The 16948-nt window shown below is 74.3% G+C and carries 13 protein-coding genes, 1 tRNA gene and 1 pseudogene; 9 read left to right on the top strand and 6 right to left on the bottom strand.

The genetic code is table 11. From position 1 onward, the window contains the following. Positions 1 to 25: 25 nt before the first annotated feature. Both ACK586_RS10345 and ACK586_RS10340 read right to left on the bottom strand, forming a co-directional pair. Positions 26 to 349, bottom strand: a complete 324-nt coding sequence (locus ACK586_RS10345; protein WP_409330395.1) for a GGDEF domain-containing protein — start codon at positions 347 to 349, stop codon at positions 26 to 28. Next, on the bottom strand, positions 346 to 1179 hold the full coding sequence (locus tag ACK586_RS10340; RefSeq protein ID WP_409330394.1) for a diguanylate cyclase domain-containing protein: 834 nt from the start codon (positions 1177 to 1179) through the stop codon (positions 346 to 348). The genes ACK586_RS10345 and ACK586_RS10340 overlap by 4 nt, the downstream gene beginning before the upstream one ends. A 105-nt stretch (positions 1180 to 1284) precedes the next feature. On the opposite strand from ACK586_RS10340, the gene ACK586_RS10335 reads away from it, so the two are divergent. Then, complete coding sequence (locus tag ACK586_RS10335) at positions 1285 to 2193, top strand: maleylpyruvate isomerase N-terminal domain-containing protein (RefSeq protein WP_409330393.1); 909 nt, start codon at positions 1285 to 1287, stop codon at positions 2191 to 2193. 8 nt (positions 2194 to 2201) lie between these two features. Here the strand turns inward: ACK586_RS10335 and ACK586_RS10330 are convergent, their stop codons facing one another. After that, positions 2202 to 3389, bottom strand: a complete 1188-nt coding sequence (locus tag ACK586_RS10330; protein WP_409330392.1) for a M23 family metallopeptidase — start codon at positions 3387 to 3389, stop codon at positions 2202 to 2204. Between the two features lie 355 nt (positions 3390 to 3744). Here ACK586_RS10330 and ACK586_RS10325 point away from each other — a divergent pair, with 355 nt between their 5' ends. After that, complete coding sequence (locus ACK586_RS10325) at positions 3745 to 7128, top strand: ATP-binding protein (RefSeq protein WP_409330391.1); 3384 nt, start codon at positions 3745 to 3747, stop codon at positions 7126 to 7128. Between the two features lie 22 nt (positions 7129 to 7150). Here ACK586_RS10325 and ACK586_RS10320 read toward each other — a convergent pair whose 3' ends face one another. Then, positions 7151 to 7852 carry a hemerythrin domain-containing protein gene (locus tag ACK586_RS10320; protein ID WP_409330390.1) on the bottom strand — a complete coding sequence of 234 codons (702 nt, stop codon included), beginning with the start codon at positions 7850 to 7852 and terminating at the stop codon, positions 7151 to 7153. A 115-nt stretch (positions 7853 to 7967) separates the two neighbouring features. Between ACK586_RS10320 and ACK586_RS10315 the strand changes: the two genes are divergently transcribed. Next, a tRNA-Ile gene (locus tag ACK586_RS10315) sits at positions 7968 to 8041 on the top strand. 216 nt (positions 8042 to 8257) lie between these two features. Here the strand turns inward: ACK586_RS10315 and ACK586_RS10310 are convergent. Next, positions 8258 to 9262 (bottom strand): annotated as a pseudogene (locus ACK586_RS10310) (tyrosine-type recombinase/integrase); the annotation flags it as partial. Between the two features lie 203 nt (positions 9263 to 9465). Continuing rightward, entirely contained in the window at positions 9466 to 10257 is a 792-nt protein-coding gene (locus ACK586_RS10305; RefSeq protein WP_409330389.1) for a helix-turn-helix transcriptional regulator, read from the bottom strand. Between the two features lie 120 nt (positions 10258 to 10377). Between ACK586_RS10305 and ACK586_RS10300 the strand changes: the two genes are divergently transcribed. The 6 genes from ACK586_RS10300 (at position 10378) to ACK586_RS10275 (ending at position 16940) form a co-directional block, all read left to right on the top strand. Beyond that, positions 10378 to 10563, top strand: a complete 186-nt coding sequence (locus ACK586_RS10300; RefSeq protein WP_409330388.1) for a helix-turn-helix transcriptional regulator — start codon at positions 10378 to 10380, stop codon at positions 10561 to 10563. A gap of 38 nt (positions 10564 to 10601) precedes the next feature. Beyond that, positions 10602 to 10787, top strand: coding sequence for a hypothetical protein (locus tag ACK586_RS10295; protein ID WP_409330387.1), 186 nt, complete (start codon positions 10602 to 10604; stop codon positions 10785 to 10787). Between the two features lie 112 nt (positions 10788 to 10899). Further along, the gene (locus ACK586_RS10290; RefSeq protein WP_409330386.1) at positions 10900 to 11808 is read left to right on the top strand and encodes a hypothetical protein; all 909 of its coding nucleotides are present in this window, start codon (positions 10900 to 10902) and stop codon (positions 11806 to 11808) included. Positions 11809 to 12048: 240 nt separating this feature from the next. Further along, positions 12049 to 12228, top strand: a complete 180-nt coding sequence (locus ACK586_RS10285; protein ID WP_409330385.1) for a hypothetical protein — start codon at positions 12049 to 12051, stop codon at positions 12226 to 12228. A 10-nt stretch (positions 12229 to 12238) separates the two neighbouring features. After that, complete coding sequence (locus ACK586_RS10280) at positions 12239 to 12937, top strand: hypothetical protein (protein ID WP_409330384.1); 699 nt, start codon at positions 12239 to 12241, stop codon at positions 12935 to 12937. A 580-nt stretch (positions 12938 to 13517) separates the two neighbouring features. Then, positions 13518 to 16940: a helicase-related protein gene (locus ACK586_RS10275; protein ID WP_409330383.1), complete on the top strand. Its 3423-nt coding sequence runs from the start codon at positions 13518 to 13520 to the stop codon at positions 16938 to 16940. Positions 16941 to 16948: the final 8 nt, after the last annotated feature.

The following is a 16948-nucleotide window of genomic DNA, read 5'->3' as shown; positions in this document are numbered from 1 at the left end:
CGAGTGATCCGTGCGTCCAGCGTGATCACACTGCGTGATCGACCGAGGAGGCAGAGGAGGACGAGCCGCCACCGACCCGGTCCCCGCCTGCCGACTTGGCGCGGTACATCGCCTGGTCGGCCCGCAGCAGCACCTCGTGGTCGTCGTCCCCGGGCCTGACCGGGGTCAGCCCGACGCTCGCGGTCACCCCGGCGGCGGCCCCGGCCAGGGCGACGCCCTTCCGGATCCGCTCGGCCAGCGTGTCGGCGTCCTCGGGCTCGGTGACGGTGGCGAGGACGGCGAACTCGTCGCCACCGAGCCGCGCCACCGTGTCGGTCTCCCGCACCGCGGCGCCCAGCGCGCCGGTCACCGCACGCAGGACCGCGCCGCCGGCCGCGCGTGCCCGTCCCGGTCGTTCACGGCCTTGAAGCCGTCGAGGTCCACCAGGAACACGACGGTGCGCCCCGCGGGACCCCCCATGGCGGCGTGCAGCCGGTCGAGGAAGGCCCGCCGGTTGAGGCAGCCGGTCAGGGGGTCGGTGGCCGCCAGGGTCTCGTGGGTGCGCAGCAGCAGCATCTGGCGGTCGTAGGACTCCCACACGTTGGCCGACGACAGCGCCCACAGCATCGTGAAGGCCGCCATGACGACGGCGACGAAGAGCCCGGCGGTCCGCGGTTCGGGCAGGACGTCGACCACGAGGTAGGACGCGACCATGAAGCCGCCCATCCACACCACGCCGGCGGGCTGGAAGGCGGCGGACACGAAGCCGAGCGTCAGGAAGAGCAGGCAGATCAGCGGGCTGTCGGCGCCGCCGTCCACGCGGGTGCCGATGACGACGAGCACGGTCGTCCCGGCACTCCAGGCGTAGAACAGCGCCGGCCCCCGGGCGTCGCGCATCATCGCGGCCAGCGGCAGCAGGAGCAGCAGCGGGGCGCCGGCGATCGCCAGGGCCGAGGCGCCGAGGAGCGCGGGGTGCAGGTGCCCGGCCGTGGGGGTCAGCACCCCGTGGGCCAGGGAGGCGACCGCGGCGACCTCGGTCAGCAGCACGCCCAGGCGCACGTGGTGCACCCAGTAGGCGACCCGGTCGTCGTCCTCGGCCAGCGGCCGGTACAGCCGGCGACGGGTGGACTCGGCCAGCCGTGCCAGGACACGGGGCGGGGCATCGGCCGCCCGGCGCCGTCGCCCCGTCGGTGGAGTCACCCCAACGCTGTCGGCGGCGGCGGGCACCGCCTTGACGGCGCCTCCCCCGCCGGGAGGAGAGCGACGCCACGCCTGGCCGGCGGACCGCACGGGTACCCGGCCGGCATGGCGCGACGCGACTCCCCGACGACGGGGCACGGCATGGCCGACGCCGGCCGCGACGAGATCGGCGGCATGGTCCTCCGGGCCTGGGACACCTTCATCGGGCAGGCCGAGGCGGTCGACCTCGACCGGCGCACCCGGCTGCCGGGCTGGCGGGCCCAGGAGGTGTGCGTGCACCTGGGCTGCTGGGAGGACCACGCGGCCCTGGCCGACCTGATCGCGTCGGCCCGCGCCGGCGGGACCGGGCAGCCACCGGACGTCGACGCCACCAACGCCCGGGTCACCGCCGCGCACCGCAGCGCGTCCCGGGACGAGGTCCTGGCCGCGCTGCACCGCAACCGTGAAGCCACCGCCCGCTACCTCGCCGAGGAGCCGGCCGGGCTCGACACCGCCCCGGCGGTGTCCACCGTCGGCAGGCTGCCATTGCTGTCGGTGGTGCTGGGACAGGCCTACGAGCTGGCCGTCCACGGGCTGGACCTGGTACCGCTGGGCGCCCCGCCCGTTCCGGGCGACGTGCTGCAGTCGGGCATCGCGGCCCTCGCGGACGTGACCGGGGCGCTGGCCGCGGCCTGCAGGATCACCGGCGGCGTCACCCTGCAGACCCCGGACGGCGGCTGGTGCCTGGCCGCGGACGAGGCCGGCTGGAGCGTGCGCCGGGTGCCCGCCGGCGGTGCGTCCGGAACGGCGGTGGAGGCACCGGCCGACCTGCTGCTGGAGGCCGCCTCCGGCCGGGTCAACCCGGTGACCGCGCTGGCCCGCCGCCGGCTGCGGGTGCACGACGTCGGCGGGCTGCTGCGGCTGGCGCCGATCGTGTCGGCCGCGCCGGGCATCCCCGGTGGGCCGATCCTCGCCCTGGCCGCCCGGACCCTCGGCGGCGCCGGCGGCCTGCTCGGGCGGCTGCGCGGCCGCTAGCCGTACGGCTAGCAGGCGCCGCCCAGGGAGATGCCGTGCGCCGCCAGCCACGGCATCGGGTTGACCCGGCTGGCGTAGAGCCCGCCCTGGTGCACCTCGAAGTGCAGGTGCGGGCCGGTCGACTGCCCGCGGTTGCCGACCTCGGCGATCTGCTGGCCGGCCGACACGACCTCCCCGGCGGAGACGAAGAACCGGTTGACGTGCCCGTAGAGGGTGATCGAGCCGTCGCCGTGCTGGACGTAGACGGCCAGCCCGAAGCCGCTGGCCGGTCCGGCCTGCAGCACGACGCCGCCCTCGGGGGCGTAGACGGGCGTGCCGATCGGCGCGGCGATGTCGACGCCCTGGTGCATGGTCCCCCAGCGGGCCCCGTAGCAGGAGGTGACCCGGCCGTTCGTCGGCGCGACCGCACCGCTGGTGACCGCCAGCGTGCCGGCCTGCTCCGCGGCCTGCTCCGCGGCCGCGGCCCGGGCCGCGTAGGCCGCCTCGGCGTCCGCGGCGCCCTGCAGCCGGAGCAGCTCGACCTGGGCGTCGCGCAGCCGGGCGTCCAGCTCGGCCTTGCGCGCGCCGAGCGCGTCGAACTCGGCCTGCGCGCCGACGAGGTGCCGCTCGGCGGCGGCCGCGGTCTCGTCGGCGGCCTGCCGGGCCCGGTCGCGCTCGGTGACCGCGGCGCGCGCCTCGGCGTCGGCGCGGGCGACCTCGAGCTCGGTCGCCTCGTGCTGCTGCAGGACGGCGGCGCGCTGGTCCCCCAGCAGCTCCAGGGTCGCGGCCCGCTGCAGCAGCTCCTCCGGGCTGTCGGAGCCCAGGAGCACCGCGGCCCCGCCGTACACGTCCGCGGCACCCATGTAGGCCTCGCGGCCGACGTCGGCGACCTCGTCCTCCGCCTCGGCGACGGCGGCCTGCGCCGCGGCGAGCCGGGCGGCGGCCTCGTCGGCGGCGGCCTGCGCGGACGCCAGTGCCGCCCGGGCCACGAGCGCGGCGTCCGCGGCGGCCTCGGACTCGACGGTCATCCGCTGCAGCTGCTCCTCGGCGGCCCGCACCTCCCCGGAGACGGCCTCCACCTCGGCGGCCACCGCGGCCTGCGCCGCGCGGGCGTCGTCGAGCTCGTCGGCCGGTGCGGCGCCGGCCGGCGCCGACGAGGCGGCGACCAGGACGGCGGCCGCGGCCCCGGCCACCACGGCGGCGCGCAGCCTGCGCATCGCCGAGAGCGAGGGGCGCGCGGACGGGTGGTGCGGGCGGTGCAGGGTCGCCAAGACGGCGGCTCTCCGTTCTCCGGTCCGCCAGGTCCGCGGGACGTCGTCCCACCCGCGCGCCGGTGTCCCCGTGCGCGCGTGACCCCGGGACGGCAGGTCCCGGCCCTCCCGGCAGGCTGCCGGCAGGATCAGCGGGGCCCGCCGAGGTCCCCGTGGTGTGGGGAGCTGGGCCCGGCGAGGCCGCGGGAGACGCTACGTCACTCCCACCCCATCGGTCACGGTCGGATAACGCTGCCGGCGCGCCTCCGCACCCGGACGGGGGACGTGACCTGCACGTCCGGGAACACCCCGGGTGCGCAGGGTGACCAAGCGCACGGCGACCTATGCTCGGGCCGCCATGCGTCAGCTCGCCTTCCGCGTCCTCGGTCCGGTGAGCGCCACCCTCGACGGGATCCCGCTGGAACTCGGCGGCTGGCGGCAACGCTCGGTGCTGGCGCGGTTGCTCGTCGCCTCCGGCCGGGTGGTGCCGGTGGAGGTCCTCATCGGCGACCTGTGGCACGCCGCGACCCCGCCGAGCGCCATGAGCGCGCTGCAGGCGCACGTCAGCCACCTGCGCCGCGCGCTGGAGCCCGACCGTCCGCCCCGGACTCCGGCCCAGGTGCTCGTGACCTCCCCGCCCGGCTACGCACTGCGCCCCCCGCCCGAGGCCGTCGACGCCGCGCTGGCGGTCCAGCTCCTCGACGAGGGCGACCGGTTGGCCGGGACCGACCCGGAGACCGCCCGGCACCGCTACACCGCGGCCCTCGACCTGTGGCAGGGGCCGCCGTACGCCGACTACGCCGACGAGCCGTGGGCCAGGCCGGAGGCCGCCCGGCTGGAGGAGCTGCGGCTGATCGCCGTGGAGCGCCGGGCCGCGGCCGCCCTCGCCGCACCGGCCGGGCGGGATCCCGTCCCGCTGCTGCGGTCCCACGTCGCCGAGCACCCGCTGCGCGAGGAGGGGTGGCGGCTGCTCGCGCTGGGCCTGTACCGCGCCGGCCGGCAGGGCGACGCGCTGGCCGCGCTGCGCGAGGCGCGCGACCGGCTGGCCGAGGACCTGGGCACCGACCCGGGGCCGGCGCTGCGCGCGCTGGAGGCCGACGTGCTGTCGCAGGCCCCCTCCCTGGACCCCGTCCGGCTCCCGGCCCCGCCGGTCGGCCGCAGCGCGCCGCGCCCCTCGCCCGGGCCCGTCGCCGTGCCGGCCGACGCTGCCGGTCCCGGGCCGGTCGGCGGGCGCGGGCTGGTCGGCCGGGACGCCGAGCGGACGGCGCTGCACCGGGCGGCCGCCGAGGCCGCCGGCGGCTCGCTGCGGGTCGCCGTCGTCTCGGGCGAGGCCGGCAGCGGCAAGACCGCGCTGCTCGACGAGCTGACCGGCCGGCTCGCCGCGGAGGGCTGGGAGGTCTGCCCGGTGCGCTGCCCGGAGACCGACGGTGCTCCCCCGGCCTGGCCGTGGACGCAGGCGCTGGGCGCGCTGGCCGTCGCCGTCCCGCCGGAGGACCCGGCGTCCGTGGCCCCTCTGCTCACCGACGCCCCGGGGACGGGCGGCCACGGCGACGCCGTGGGCAACCGCTTCCGCCTGCACCAGGCGGTGGGGCGCTGGCTGGCCGGCGTCGCCGCCGGCGCCCCGCTGCTGCTGGTCGTCGACGACCTGCACCGCGCCGACCAGGAGACCGCGGCCCTGCTGGTGGACCTGGCGGCGGCGCTGGCCGCGTCGCCGGTCCTGCTCGTCGTCGGGCACCGCGCCGAGGAGACGGCACGGCTGACCGAGGTCCTGGCCGCGCTGGCCCGCCGGTCGCCGCTCCCGCTGCGGCTGCGCGGCCTCGACGCCGCGGACATCGACCGGCTGGTGGACGGCTGGGCGACGGCGCCGGTCGACGCGGCGACCCGGGCCGCGATCGCCGCGCGCACCGACGGCAACCCCTTCTACGTGCGGGAGCTGCTTCGGCTGGTGGGCTCGGGCGCCGACGTGGCCGAGGTGCCCAGCTCCGTCCGCGACGTCGTCCGCCACCGGGTGGGGGCGCTGCCCGGGACGACGGCCTCCCTGCTGCGGCTGGCGGCGGTGTGCGGCCGCGACGTCGATGCCGACGTGCTGCTGGCGGCCGCCGAAGGCGGGTCGGGTGACGAGGAGGCCGCCGTCGACGCGCTGGAGACCGCAGTGGTCAGCGGCCTGCTCGTCGAGCCCGGCCCGGGCCGGCTGCGCTTCGTGCACGCGCTGGTGCGCGACACGTTGTACGAGGACCTGTCCTCGCTGCGCCGCACCCGGCTGCACGGGCGGCTGGCCGCGGTCCTGGAACGGCTGCGACCGGACGACGTCACCGGGCTGGCCCACCACACCGCGGCGGCCGGCCCGGGCGCCGCGGCGGCGGCACTGCGGTGGTGCCAGGAGGCGGCCCGGCTCGCCGAGCGGCGCTTCGCCCACGCCGATGCGGCGCTGTGGTGGCAGCGTGCCGTCGCCGCGGCCCGGTCCGCGCAGCCGGGAGACCGGGCCGCGGTGTCCCGGCTGCTCGCGGCGCAGGCCCGGGCGACCGCGCTGGCCGGTGCGAGCGGACCGGCTCGCGCCCTGCGCGCCGAGGCCCTGGCGGAACTGCCCGCCGGCGCCGCCCCCGGCGACGTCGCCGGGGTGCTGCTCTCCTCCGATGTGCCGACGTTCTGGAACGCCCGGGTCGACCCGGTGGACGACGCCGTCGTCGCGCGACTGGAGGCGACGATCGCCGCCCTCGGGCCGACCGACCCGCTGCGGGCCCGGCTGCTCGCGGCGCTCGCGACGGAGTTCGAGGAGCGGCACGAGCCACGCGGCCCGGCGGCGTCCCGCGAGGCGGTGCGCATCGCCCGGGCGGCCGGTGACGCGACCACGCTCGCGCACGCGCTCGCGGCGCGGGCCGTCCACACCCACCGGGACTCCGACGGAGGCGAGCGGGCCGCGATCGGTGCCGAGCTGCTCCAGGTGGCGCGCGGTGCGGGGCTCGGTGCGTTCGAGACCGTCGCCCGGCTGGTCCTGCTGCAGGACGCCTGCGGGCGGATGGATTTCGCCGACGCCGACGTGCAGGCGGCCGAGGCCGAACGTCTGGCCGAGGCGCAGGGCCTGCGGCTGCTGCTCGGCATCGCCCGCTGCTACCGGGGGCTGCGGCACCTGCTGGCCGACCGGCCCGGTCCGGCGCAGGCCGCCTACGACGACGCCGTCGAGGAACTGGTCGCCGCCGGCTGGTACCGCGACGTGGGTGAGTCCTTCCGGGTGATCGGCGCCTTCTGCCTCTCGCTGGCCGCCGGTGTCCCCGACCCGGGCCTGCCCGAGCGGGTGGCCGCGGTGTTCTCCGCCGCCCCGGACGACCTGCGCGAGATGTGGGCCGCGGCGCTGGTGGTGGCCGGGCGGGTCGAGGAGGCCCGGCAGGTGGGGCCACCGCGACCGCGGTACGGCCGCGACCCCTTCGGCCCGCTGTTCGCCTACCACCGCGGCCTGGTCGGGCTGGGCCTCGGCGACGACGAGCGGGTCGCCGAGGCGCTGGCCGGCCTGGCGCCGCACGCGGACACGCTCTGCGGCATCGAGAGCGCCTCGGTGACGACCGGACCGGCCGCGACGCTGCTGGCGCGGCTCGCCGCCCACCGGGGGGACGACGCCGCGGCCGCGGCCTACCAGCGGCAGGCGATCGCGCTCGCCGAGCGCCTGGGCCACGCCGGGTGGACGACGGCGGCGCGGCAGGCCCTGGGGTGAGCCGCGCCGTCGGCGGGGGACGTCACGGCCCGCGGACGAGGTCGCGCCGCCGCTCCCACCTCGGGCCGACCACGCGGAGGAGCAGCCGCAGCGGCGGCGGGGCGGAGCCGAGCAGCTGAGCCCGGTCCTCCGGCGTCGCGCACGAGTCGACGATCCACGGGAGCACGAACACCATGTGCCGCAGGCTGGTCCCCTTGCGGAAGCGCGTCTCCACGCGAGCGAAGTCGCCGGCGCTGACGTAGCGGCGGACGACGGGGAACACGTCTCGCTCCTCTTCCGCGATGTGCTCGTCGAGGGCGTCGGCCACCTGGGTGAGCACGGCGGCGAGCGGTGCGGCCGCGGCCGGGCCCTGGGCGGCGAACGTCGCGAGCAGCGTCTCCGCCCGGTCGAGGACGCCCTGCAGGGCGGCGTGGTCGTCGGTCAGCGGGGCGAGGTCGACGTGGGCGCCGGCCGAGGCGGTGATCACCGGCCACAGGACGTCGTCCTCGCGGGAGTGGTGGACGTGCACCTCGTGCAGCATGTGGCCGGCGAAGGCGACGATCGCCCGCTGCCGGTCGGGTCCGCACGGCGAGCCCGCCGCCACCGAGGACACGGCGTCGGCCAGCAGCCGGCAGCCGGTGCGCAAGGCGCGGTGGACGAGCGCGAAGCCGAAGAGGTCGGCCTCCGGCTCCTGCGCGGTGCGGCGGGGAGTGACGGGGAAGGGCAGGGCGGCGGCTGCTGTCATGCCGGTGACCCTGCCGCCACCGGCTTGTCGGCCCCTTGCGATGTGCTTGCCACCCGCCGTCCCGGCGCCGGGCCGCCGTGGCAGGCTGTCGGGGCGGCCGGCCCGTCCAGCCGTCGGGGCGGTAGCTCAGCCGGTCAGAGCATGGGACTCATAATCCCTGGGTCGTGGGTTCGAGCCCCACCCGCCCCACCCAGTTTGGCCGGCGATTTCACCCTCAGGGGCTCTCCCCCGTAGGCCCGGGACGGTCCCCGGTGGGCACATGGTGGGCACACCGGCGTCGGCCGGTCGGTGGGCACGCGGCACCAGCGCCGCAGCCTGCTCGGCCGCCTCCCGCTCCACGTCCTCGAACACCGACGTGTAGACCTGCTCGGTGATCGCCGTGGAGGCGTGCCCGAGCAGCTGGCTGGTGAGCTTCAGGTCCCGGGTGGCCCGGTAGGTCAGTGAGGCGGCCAGGTGCCGGAGGTCGTGCAGTCGGACCGGCGGGAGTCCGGTGCGGATCACCAGCCGGTCGAACCGCTGGGAGACGCTGTCGGGCACCAGGGCGGACCCGTCGGCCTTGGTAAACACCAGGCCGGTGTCCACCCAAGCGGAACCCAGCTGCAGCCGGAGCGCGGCCTGGCGCCGGCGGTGGGCGCGGAGCACCTCGAGCGTGCCGGCGTCGAGGCTGACCGTGCGGGCGCTGAAGTCGGTCTTGGTGTCGCCCTCGACGACGTCGGCGCCGACCTGCACCCGGGTCTCCCGGATGGTGACGGTGCGCCGGTCGAGGTCGACGTCGGACCAGGGCAGCCCGACCGCCTCGGAGCGGCGCAGACCGCGGAAGGCGATGAGGTGCCAGAGGGCGTACAGCTCGTCATCGGCCGCGGCGTCGAGGAACGCACCGGCGTGCTCGGGGGTCCAGACCATAGAGGCGGCCGGTCGCTCGCCCGTGCGCCTCCACGCCTGCACCCGGTGCTCCGTCCACACCAGCGGGCGGTCGGCGCGGCCCGAGGGCAGCTCTACGTGTTCGCCGGGGTTCACAGCGATCTTGCGGCGCTTCACCGCGGTGTACAGCGCGGACATGGCCGTGGCGTGGACGCGGCGGATCGTGGCGTCGGACAGGGGGCGGCGGGCGGCCGGAGTGTCGGTGCGCGCCTCGAGCAGCCGGCGGGTCAGCGGAGTCGGGCGGCTGTCACCAGCGGGGCGGCCGATCAGGCGCATGGCGGAGTAGAGCGCCTCGAGGTCGACGTCGCGCAGGTCAGCGAGCCGCAGGTGACCGAGCCCGGGCTTCAGGTAGAGGTTGAGGTGCTGCTGGTAGCCGTGCCGCGTGGACGGCTTGAGCCGGGTCTTCCCCTCCAGCCACTCGTCGAGGTATCGGCTGACGGTGAGGTCCTTCTCCGGGCGCAGGTAGGTGCCGCGACTGATGGCCTGCACCGCGCCTGCCAGGGCGGCGTCGGCTTCGGCCTTGGTGATGAACGGGCCGATCTTCTCTTGCCGCCGGCGGCCGTCAGCGGCGCGCGGGGCGTCGTAGCGGCCCCACCAGGCGCCGTGCCCTTTCCGGCCGAGCTTGGGGCAGCGGGCGCCGTACTGGCGGCCGTCCTCGTCGCGACAGCCGCACCGCTTGAACGTCGACCCCTTCACGAGCGTCCCTCACGTGCGTCGGGCTGACCGTCGTCGCCTCGCCGGACAACGTCCTCGAGGAACCACTTGAGCGCCATGTCCGACGGGCTTGGGAGCGGAGCATCTGGCCGCCGCCGCCCCTGTTCGTCGGCGCCGGTCTCCATGCGCTCCAGTCGTTGCAACTCGTCCTCCACGCGCTGGCGCCAGCCCGGACGCTCGGCCGCCGCCTCGGCCAGTTGGCCCACGGCGTAGTCGTAGTCCTGCTGGGCTCCCTGTCGGACCTGCCAGAGGCGGGAACCATCGGCCAGGAGTCGGTGTAGCTGCAGGTCCGCGATGGCATCCAGCGGCAGGACCAGGTCGGCGAACGTGACACCCAGCGCCTTCGCCAGGGCCAGCGCCTCGTCGACCGTGATGTCGCGCCGCTTGCCCTTACCAGCCTCAACCGGGACCTCGATCTTGGAGATGGACGACTGGGGCATCTGCACGCCGAGACGCTCGAGCCGCTTCGCGAGCTGCTCCTGCGACAACCCTGCCCGCTGACGGAGCAACTTGATCCGTCGGGCGATGTTCTCCTCAGATCCCAGGGCCGTCAGGGCCTGCTCCAGGTCGGTCCACGTCGGCGAGGACAACGCCTGCTGGCGGGCATCCTCTTCGGCCGCAGCAACAAGATCCTCGATGGAGTTGAAGCCGGCCATCCTCAAGCCGGCGAGGTGCCGGGCATCTCCGTGAGCCTCGGCCTTCATGAGCTCCACGAAGGAGTCGTAACCGGTCCGCTGTGCGAACACGTCCAGCTGCCAGTCGTCCGCCACCGTCACCCACCTCCCCGATCCAGTCATTTCGGTTGGAGCTTAATGCCGTCTGTGGTGGCGAACAAGCGTCTGTAGTGCCCATGCTGACCGGGTTGGAAGATCAACCGCACGGAGGTAGCAGTGGAAGCCCTACTTGGGCCCGGGGACGTGAGCGAGATCCTCAAGGTGTCGCAGGCAACATTGAGGCACTGGCGGGCCGTCGGACGCGGCCCCAAATACCTCCGCGTGGGGCGGCACGTCAGGTACCGGCCCAGCGCGATCGAGGAGTGGCTCGAAGGGGACCGAGGCGCGGCGGTCGAGCTGTGACCCGCGCATGGACCCCCGCCCAGGTACGGGCCCTGGGCGTGCGCACGGACCTGGTCACGGCGTGCGAGATCGCCTACGGGGCGAAGCGCACCAAGGCGTACGAGCTGTTCCGCCGAGGGGAGCTGGACTTCCCGGCCGTCCGCGTAGGCAACCGCGTGATCGTGCCGGTCGCCAATCTGTGCCAGTTCCTTGGCATCCAACTCGAACCGGACGCCGCGGCATGACCCGTGCGGTGGGGGCGAGGACCCCACGTCCGTCCCGTGTCGACGGTCCTCACACGGTCTGGGAGGGGCGCCCGCCCGGATGACCCGGCCCCATCGCGCCCTCCCCGGGCGCATGATCGACTTGATCCGAGCCGGGGTCCCGCCGTCCGAACTCGCGGAGGGTGGCGGTCGAGCGGTCTACCGGGCACTCGTCCAGACTGCAGCGAGCGCCCTCCAGCGCGGCCACGACTTCGCCGAGTGGGCCGCACTCGTCACTGAGACGCGGAGCACCCTCGGCCGACAGCTTCGGGTCAAGCGGGGCAAGGAGCGCCCCCAGCGCGCGGTCGAGCAGGACCTCCGCGGCGCCTGGAACGCCGCTGAGTCCTGGTTGGCCAAGGCCCCTGCGGCTTACACCCGCGACGACGCCCTGGCCCACGTCGCCGCCGTGCAGGAATGGGTGGTTGACGCCGCTAGCCCTCTCGACAGCAACGAACGAGCCGTCATGGCCGCCGCCTGTCGGATCGCCGAGCGCATCGGCACCACCCGCCCAGCCCTCCCCCGTCGGATGCTGATGGAGGAGACCAGGCTCGGCGAGCGCACCGTCCGAACGACGCTGGACCGGCTGAACCAGCGGCAACTGCTCGTCCTGGAAGTTCCCGGGAAGCCCGGTGGCGATGCATCCCGAAGGCGAGCACATCTGTACCGCCTGCCCGACGCCACTGCCCTGGAGTCCTCATACCTGTACCGGGGAACCCGGTCTGTGGGACCCCCGGTACAGATCTATGGGACCCCCGGGGAAGCCGTCCCTGGGACCCCGGGACAGGTCTATGGGACCCCTGGGCAGTCGACGTTCCAGGCGGAGGCCGCCATGGTGACCGTGACCATCAGCGCCACCGACCCGGACGCGCTGGCTGCCACCATCGAGGCGATACGGCGAAGCAACCCAGCCGTCTCCATCCAGCCGGATCAGAGGGGGGCGCCCCTTCTGTCCGTGGTCGACGGAGAAGGGCAGGGGGCGTCGACGCGGCAGCGGTCGGCCTGAACGGACCTCACGGGGTGGGATCGCGCGGCGGACACCGCAATGGGAGAACCGGACGAGACCGTCTTGCACGGGATGCGCGCCCGCACGGTGCCCCGTTGGCAGGTCACGCTATGGGCTCACCCCGATCGTGTGAGCCGGCAGCAGGGCATCCCTGCTCGTGCGGTTCCTGTCGGTGGCAGGCTGTACATACAGGCGGACAGGCGATCTCAGCGGCGATACTCGCGAGGGAGGGGACTTCCCATGGCTCCGGTGATCACTGTGTCGCGGGCTGAGCTCGAGGCTCGGCGCGTTGCTCTCCTCGCGGATCTCGAAATGAGCCTTGCGGAGCTCGAGGAGTTGGCCGCCACAACCACGCTCGGCGGTCGCGAGCTGGACGTGAAGGAAGAGCTCGACGAGATCGCCTTCCTGCTGGGTGAGTAGTTTCGGCTGAGTGTCGGAGACCCTGGAGGAGCAGTCCGTCCACTTCGCCACTGAGCTGCAAGAGACGCTGGACGGCGTCCTGCCGGGACACCGGCGGGTCATCTCTCAGCGCAGCGAGGCGGGTGACCGCTACATCGTCCGCCCCGAAGGGAAGGGCGTACCGCTGTACGTGGGCGGGCAGCACCTCGCCGGCCTGTTCCCCGTGATCTTCCTCCAGCTCGACCGGGTCGGCGAGTACCTGAAGGCCGTCCGATCCGACTTCGAGGTCCGGTCGGTCCTCGACAGCAGGCCGCTCGTCCGCCTGGACTACCGGTCGGACATGAACCGTGCCCCGGTGGCGCACTGGCAGGTCTACGCCGAGCGCGGCGCCTTCTCTCACCTGCTCGCGCGAGCGCACGCGATAGACCCCGACCGGGTCCGCAAGCCGCATGACCTTTCATCGCTGCACTTCCCGATCGGCGGGGAGCGGTTCCGGCCCTGCCTCGAGGACTTGCTCCAGTTCTTGGTCGAAGAGTGCGGAGTGGACAAGCTTCCGGGCTGGGCCGAGATGCTGCAGCGGGGACGGCAGACCTGGCGTCGCCGACAGCTCGGCGCGATTGTCCGCGACGCCCAGCAGGAGGCCGCGGCCACGCTGCGTCGATACGGCTGGACAGTCGAGCCGCCGGCGACGGTGCAGTCGGAGAACCGGAGCAGCCTGACCCGCTGGTAGAGCGACTGCGCCGCGGCATCGACCTACGCGTCCGCGGACCTGTTCCGGCTGTGATTTCGCGTGCCCACCGTGTGCTCACATGGGGTCTTTCCGCTGGTCAGAGCTCCACCGTGGGATCCGTAGTCCCTGGGTCATCCGGCAGTTGTTGGACTCAGTGGCCGGAGGAAACGACGAGGTCGGATCCGGCGCTGGGTCCGCGCACGCGCGCGTAAGGGTTCATGCCGAAACGCCCGAAAGCCCGCGCAGGCGGGGGGGCGGGCGCTTCCCTGACCTGGAGATCTCCGACAACGCTGCGAGCTGCCACGCCCCTCCGACGTATCACGCAAACGGCCGGCCTGCGGTGCGCCAGATGAAGCTCCAGGTGCCCAGTCGGTGAGCCGGTTGCCCAGCCCAAGCTCAGCCGCGCCGATCTGGCGTCTCGATCTCCGTAGTGGGCGAGAACGGAGACTGCCGAGTCTCCCCTGGCGCATGTGTCACCCGATGCGACTCCTACCCCGGAGGAACCCCGTTCGGAGCGCGCACGGCCAACTGCTCGGCGTCGGGACATAGGTTGGTCGCCGTGAACGGGGAAGGTCGCGGCATGGTCTTGGAGGACCTGGCTGCAGGCATACAGGTCGACGGCGTCCTGCCCCGGGATCCCGTCACGGTCGTCGCCGTCAGCTGGCACGGCTCCTCGGCGCTGACCCTCACCTACCGCGACCCGCGGGGTCGGCTCGCCGAGGTGTTGCTCGGTCGGGACGCCGAGGCCCAACTGTCGACGCGCACCGCCGGGCCGCGCTGGTCCTTCGATGCCGATGGCGCCGAGTTCCGGCTCGCCGCGGAGGCCCAGCGGATGCATCTGGCCGCGCTCTCCGACCCGATGCTCGCCGTCTCCACAAGCGACCTTGAGCCGCTGCCGCACCAGATCCGCGCCGTCTACGAGGAGATGTTGCCGCGCTCGCCGCTGCGCTTCCTTCTGGCCGACGACCCCGGCGCCGGCAAGACGATCATGGCAGGGCTCTACGCGAAGGAACTCGCGCTGCGCGGCGACCTCCAACGCTGCCTGATCGTCGCCCCGGGCAGTCTCGTCGAGCAGTGGCAGGAGGAACTGGCCGGCAAGGTCGGCCTGCACTTCGAGCTGCTGTCCCGCCCGATGGTCGACGGCACGCTCAGTGGCTCGGTCTTCGAGGCTCACCCACTGCTGATAGCGCGCATGGACCAGCTGTCCCGCGACGATGACCTGCTCGACCGGCTGGCCGAGAGCTCGTGGGATCTGGTCGTCGTCGACGAGGCGCACCGCATGTCGGCACACTGGTACGGCACCGAGCTGTCCACCACTCGCCGTTATCGGCTGGGCCAGCTCCTGGGCCGGGTCACCCGCAACCTGCTGCTGATGACCGCAACGCCGCACGCCGGCAAGGACGAGGACTTCGCCGCGTTCCTCCAGCTACTCGATACCGACCGGTTCGAGGGCCGGGGCGCGGAGACGGCGGAGACGAGCGGCCTCATGCGCCGCATGGTCAAGGAGCAGCTGCTCACCTTCGACGGCAAGCCGCTGTTCCCGGAGCGGATCGCCGAGACCGTCCCGTACGAACTCAGTCCAGGTGAGCAGGAGCTCTACGAGCGCGTCACCGAGTACGTGCGCAACGAGTGGGACCGCGCCGCACAGCTCGATGCCACCGATGGGCGCACCCGGACGGTTGGCTTCGCCCTCACCGTGCTGCAGCGCCGGCTGGCGTCGAGCCCCGAAGCGATCTGGCGCTCGCTGCAACGCCGCCGCGCGCGGCTCGAGGCACGGCGTGACGAGACCGACCGGACGGTGTGGCGCCGGGTAGACCTGGAGCGGGCGGAGGAGGACGACCTCGGCGCCGAGGAACTCGAGGAGCTGGAGGACGACGTCACTGACGCGGCCACAGCTGCCCGCACTCGCGCCGAGCTGGACGTCGAGATCGCTCTCCTCGCCGAGCTGGAAGAACTCGCCGCGCGGGTGCGCGCGGCCGGGGAGGACCGCAAGTGGGCCGAGCTGCGCACGCTGTTGACCGACGAGGTGCTGACGGGGCAGGACGGCGACCGGCGCAAGCTGATCGTCTTCACCGAGCACCGCGACACGCTCGCCTACCTGCAGCGACGCATCGGCGAGCTGCTGGGCGATCCGTCTGCCGTCGTCGCCATCTCCGGCGGTACCCGCCGCGAGGAGCGTCGGGAGATCCGCGAGCGATTTACCCACGACCCCCGTTGCTCGGTGCTAGTCGCCACCGACGCCGCCGGTGAGGGGCTCAACCTGCAGGCCGCGCACCTGATGGTCAACTACGACCTGCCGTGGAACCCCAACCGCATCGAGCAGCGGTTCGGCCGCATCCACCGCATCGGGCAGACCGAGGTGTGCCGGCTGTGGAACCTCGTCGCCGCCGACACCCGCGAGGGCCAGGTCTTCACCCGCCTGCTGGACAAGATCGAACAGCAGCGCGCCGCCTACGAGCGGCGCATCTTCGACGTCCTGGGGACAGCGTTCAGCAACGTCCCCCTCCGCGACCTGCTGGTCGAGGCAATCCGCTACGGCGAGCGGCCGGAGGTGCGCGCTCGACTGGAGCACGTCGTCGACGCGCAGGTGGCCGAGGGTCTGGCCGAGCTGCTGGCCGAGCGGGCGCTGCACGATGAGGTGCTCGGCGCGGCCGACCTAGAAGAGCTGCGGCTGTCGATGGAGCGTGCGCGGGCACGTCGGTTACAGCCCCACTTCGTGGAGATGTTCTTCCGCGACGCCTTCATCCGGCTGGGCGGCCGCATTGCCCGGCGTGAGGCGGGCCGGGACGAGGTCACACACATCCCCGCCGTGCTGCGCCAGCGGGCCGCGGCCATGCACGGCCGGGTACCGCTCGCTCCCCGATACTCCCGGGTCGCGTTCGACCCGGCGCACCTGGAGGGCCCGCCTCGGGCCGACCTGCTCGCTCCCGGCCACCCGCTTATGGACGCCGTCGTCGCCGAGACGCTCCACCGGCACGCCGAGGCGCTGCGCAGGGGCGCGGTACTGGTAGACCCCACGGACGACGGCGTGGTGCCGCGGCTCCTCGTGGCGCTCGCCGAGGAGATCGTCGACGGCACGGGGATGCCGGTGAGCAAGCGGTTCGGCTTCGTCACGTTGACCGCCGCCGGGTCCGCTCAGCTTGCCGGGCCGGCGCCGTACCTTGACCTGCAGCCGCTGCCGTCGGGCGGGCGCCCCGCCGCAGATCACGTGCTCGCCGAGAGCTGGCTGAGCACCGGCGTTGAGCAGCTCGCGCTGGGATGGGCCGCGGAGCACAGCCAGCCTGAGCACCGGGCCGACGTCGCTGCCCGGGTGCTGCCGCTGGTCGCCCGCACTCGCGCCCAGGTCGAGGCCCGGCTGCTGCAGCAGGTCAACCATTGGTCGGCCCAGGCGGTGCGGCTGGCTGGGGAGGTCGCCGCCGGGCGCAGCGTGCGGATGACGCCGGAGCGCGCCCGCCGCTGGGCCGAGGAGCTGGAGGTGCGGCTGGAGGGCCGGCTGGCCCAGCTCGATGACGAGGCGCATCTAGCAGCCCGGCCGCCGCGGGTGCTCACCGCGGTACTCGTGCTTCCTGCCGGCCTGCTGCCCGCGGCCGAGGTGCCGGCGGCGACGGCGGTGGACACCTCGTTCACCGAGCGGCGCGCGGTAGATGCCGTGCTTACCGCCGAGCTGACGCTCGGCCGGTGCCCCACGGAGAAGTCGCGCAACAACCCCGGCTACGACATCGAGTCGCTCACGCCCGACGGACACCTAGTTTTTATTGAGGTCAAGGGTCGGATCGCCGGGGCGTCAGACTTCTTCGTGACCTACACCGAGGTACTCCGCGGCAAGACCGCCGCCCCGCACTATCGGCTGGCGCTGGTCTGCGTCGATCCGGACGACCCAGCCCGTGACGAGGTCCGCTACGTGGACGACCCGTTCGCCACCACCGACCTCGGGGGCTTCGCGGCCACCGGCATCCGCGGCGACTGGGCCGCGATGTGGGCCCGCGGTTCGCCGCCGCACTGACCTCCCCG

Source organism: Trujillonella humicola (assembly GCF_046233715.1).
Taxonomy (GTDB): Bacteria; Actinomycetota; Actinomycetes; order Mycobacteriales; family Geodermatophilaceae; genus Trujillonella; species Trujillonella humicola.
Note: the sequence above shows the minus strand (reverse complement) of the source record. Positions and strands in the feature narration are given on the sequence as shown.

What these genes read in the sequence shown, in the direction of transcription:
- ACK586_RS10335 (WP_409330393.1), top strand. Translation starts at nt 1,285, where the DNA reads ATGGCGCGACGCGACTCCCCGACGACGGGGCACGGCATGGCCGACGCC.
- ACK586_RS10285 (WP_409330385.1), top strand. Translation starts at nt 12,049, where the DNA reads ATGGCTCCGGTGATCACTGTGTCGCGGGCTGAGCTCGAGGCTCGGCGC.
- ACK586_RS10290 (WP_409330386.1), top strand. Translation starts at nt 10,900, where the DNA reads ATGATCGACTTGATCCGAGCCGGGGTCCCGCCGTCCGAACTCGCGGAG.
- ACK586_RS10275 (WP_409330383.1), top strand. Translation starts at nt 13,518, where the DNA reads ATGGTCTTGGAGGACCTGGCTGCAGGCATACAGGTCGACGGCGTCCTG.
- ACK586_RS10330 (WP_409330392.1), bottom strand. Translation starts at nt 3,389, where the DNA reads ATGCGCAGGCTGCGCGCCGCCGTGGTGGCCGGGGCCGCGGCCGCCGTC.
- ACK586_RS10320 (WP_409330390.1), bottom strand. Translation starts at nt 7,852, where the DNA reads ATGACAGCAGCCGCCGCCCTGCCCTTCCCCGTCACTCCCCGCCGCACC.